Origin of the sequence: Nitrososphaera sp. AFS (genome assembly GCF_009898475.1) — an archaeon.
In the GTDB taxonomy this organism is placed as follows: domain Archaea; phylum Thermoproteota; class Nitrososphaeria; order Nitrososphaerales; family Nitrososphaeraceae; genus Nitrosopolaris.
Genome location: NZ_QURE01000152.1, coordinates 4,901 through 7,376, shown reverse-complemented (window position 1 = coordinate 7,376; position 2,476 = coordinate 4,901). Strand labels below are relative to the sequence as shown.

Below are 2,476 nucleotides of genomic sequence, written 5' to 3'. Positions count from 1 at the left end.
AGGATGATTACTCAAATTGGACATTTACAGTTTCCTCAAAGTACACTAGTATTAAGGAAGGAATTAACAGAATAACTGCCAAATATTCTTGTCCAGATAATGCCAATTTGACAAAACATTATAGTGTAAACGTAACAGGAGTACCTTATAAAGGACAGCCTACTTCGCCTATAGTCATTAATAAAACCAAGTCTACAAGGTATGGTGCTTTTCCGCCTTCCCTACCGAATGTTAATACCACGATAATAAATGAATCTAGGCATAGCAACATTCTGAAAGGCTTCAAGTAATTAACACTGGGTGAAATATTTCGCATGATTTGATCTCTATGATTTTAGCCCGCTTGATCAAGAAAGAACCTTTGTTGCATGAACAGATGCCTCTATTCTCCATCCCACGATTGGCGTATACCATTTATACAAGAAAACTTACCTTTTATTAAGAATTAAATACAACGCACGATAGGTGCTGCCAAATTCCTTTTGACCAGATTATGTACAATAGTAAGTTAGTTAATTTTGTCAAAGTAGCAGTCGTTAGTTAATGTTGCTCAATGAATAATCTAACCTGAATAGGTAAAGCATTCCAGATCAGTATGCCGTAAATCTTTGATTATTGATAATTGGTTAATTCTAAGTTTTTCTTTTTGCTTTCTACTGGTTGGTGAACCCCTTAATGCCATCCCACAGCAAGGACAGAAATTTCCCAAATGAAATAAGAATATTTCACATCTTCTGCAATATTTTTTGCCACCTTTATAGGTCTTCTCACCAAAAGTAACCTTGGGATCCAGCCTTTCACACAAATTTCTGCAAACCATACTTGATTTGAGGGCAGGTGAATTGACCTTAAAAACATGGAGGATACAATGAGAGGGCGGGAGGGATTGCCATTATAATCTTGTGTAAAAAGTTAGGATTAGGTTTGAATTTGATAATAAGGAAAGAAGGTCAGATAAACTTGGGCCCTATAGATCCTGAAAAGGTAGATAATAATTCGAAGTATGATAGGAACCTACATTTAACACCGATATTGTAATGGATTGCGCCGGAAGTAATATCCATGTTTCTAGCTATCTTCCTTTTAAGAACTGAGGTAATGGAGATAGAGTAGCCACTGTTGTCCATGGATAATCCGATCTAATTATGTAAGGCACTCTAGATCAGTATACTGGAATCCTATATTGATTATGAATTGTTGAACGAAGGCTAATCATTTTGTTCAAAACATGCAACTAACTGATAGATAACTCGATGGTTTCAACCTTGACTATAATGACTAAGGAGCGGCCAATAATTGGTATAACAACTGCGTCTCTTATATTTACAAGTATTCTAATCGGCATTGGCTTTGCAATGACAATACCTTTCTCTCATGCACAGGTGACCACTCAGCAACAACCAATAATCGTGCGTATCCAAAACACTTCCATGTCGAAGCCTGCTCCCAATGCTCAACTAAATAATCAAACTCTACCTCATCAAATAGTGGTTGCTCTTCCGATCCGTCATGACGGAAAGATTTGGACTGGAACTGTTACTTTTACTGCTAGCAAACCGATTGAGGTTGAAGTTGAACACAAATACAATAGATATAACAAGACAATAGACGCCCAACATGGCGAGCCATACCATGCAAAATGGTTCGATGGTACAAATATAGCCTTATCAACAATGACAATGTTTACAAATACACCAGTTGCTTTGACAAATACACCAATAAGTACAGGGTCATTTACGTTTACGGGGAGTGCTCTGGTCTTTCACAAGACCGACGGGATCCCATTTACTGTTACCTATACTCTTGATGTCACCGCAAATGCATTAACTCCTGCAAACCAATTATCTTCTAGCTTAAAATAAACAGATCGATTCGCGAACCTCTTCATTCCATTTCATTAAGGTCCAGCAAGGGATGAAGCAAGTGGCCTAAGAGCTGATGGTTCTTACAAACTTGAACTACATGAGGAGAGCGGGGGATTACGGAGTATCTTTAGAACATCTATACAGACATATGTTCCAGTGCAGTTATTTCCCATAATTCGCCGATCGCTGATGAGATAAAGATCGTAGTGAATGAGGTATCGATATCACGTTATTCATAAAAATCCTGTAAAAGTAAATGGGATTAATATGCCTATGTGATTGTCATGTTTGAAGCTGTTCTTTTGGACTTGTTTTGACGCCATAGTGAAAACAATGAAGACTCAAGCAGCACTGCAGAAGCGATCTATTATTATTTCTATGAATGTAACTTTATAGATCTAAATAATGCTCAAATATCAGCAAAGGATCAGTAACAAAAGCAATTAGAAGTAATTGTGTTGACCAGCGAGCTTTATTACCTGGCCATTGAACAAGAACAGTGAATAAGAGATATGCCAACAATAGTACATTTTGAAATTCCTTCAGATGACATCGAAAGAACAAAAAAATTCTATAATGAATTATTTGGGTGGAACATTGAGAAATGGCCT

Annotated in this window: 3 protein-coding genes; all 3 read left to right on the top strand. The window is 37.0% G+C overall.

The window, feature by feature from the left end:
- The coding region (locus DYY65_RS12030) for a hypothetical protein (RefSeq protein ID WP_162478197.1) at positions 1-290 on the top strand (290 nt) is incomplete at its 5' end.
- A gap of 984 nt (positions 291-1,274) precedes the next feature.
- The gene (locus DYY65_RS12025; protein ID WP_162478196.1) at positions 1,275-1,862 is read left to right on the top strand and encodes a hypothetical protein; all 588 of its coding nucleotides are present in this window, start codon (positions 1,275-1,277) and stop codon (positions 1,860-1,862) included.
- A gap of 515 nt (positions 1,863-2,377) precedes the next feature.
- A partial coding sequence (locus tag DYY65_RS13130; RefSeq protein WP_370519364.1) for a VOC family protein occupies positions 2,378-2,476 on the top strand: 99 nt, incomplete at its 3' end.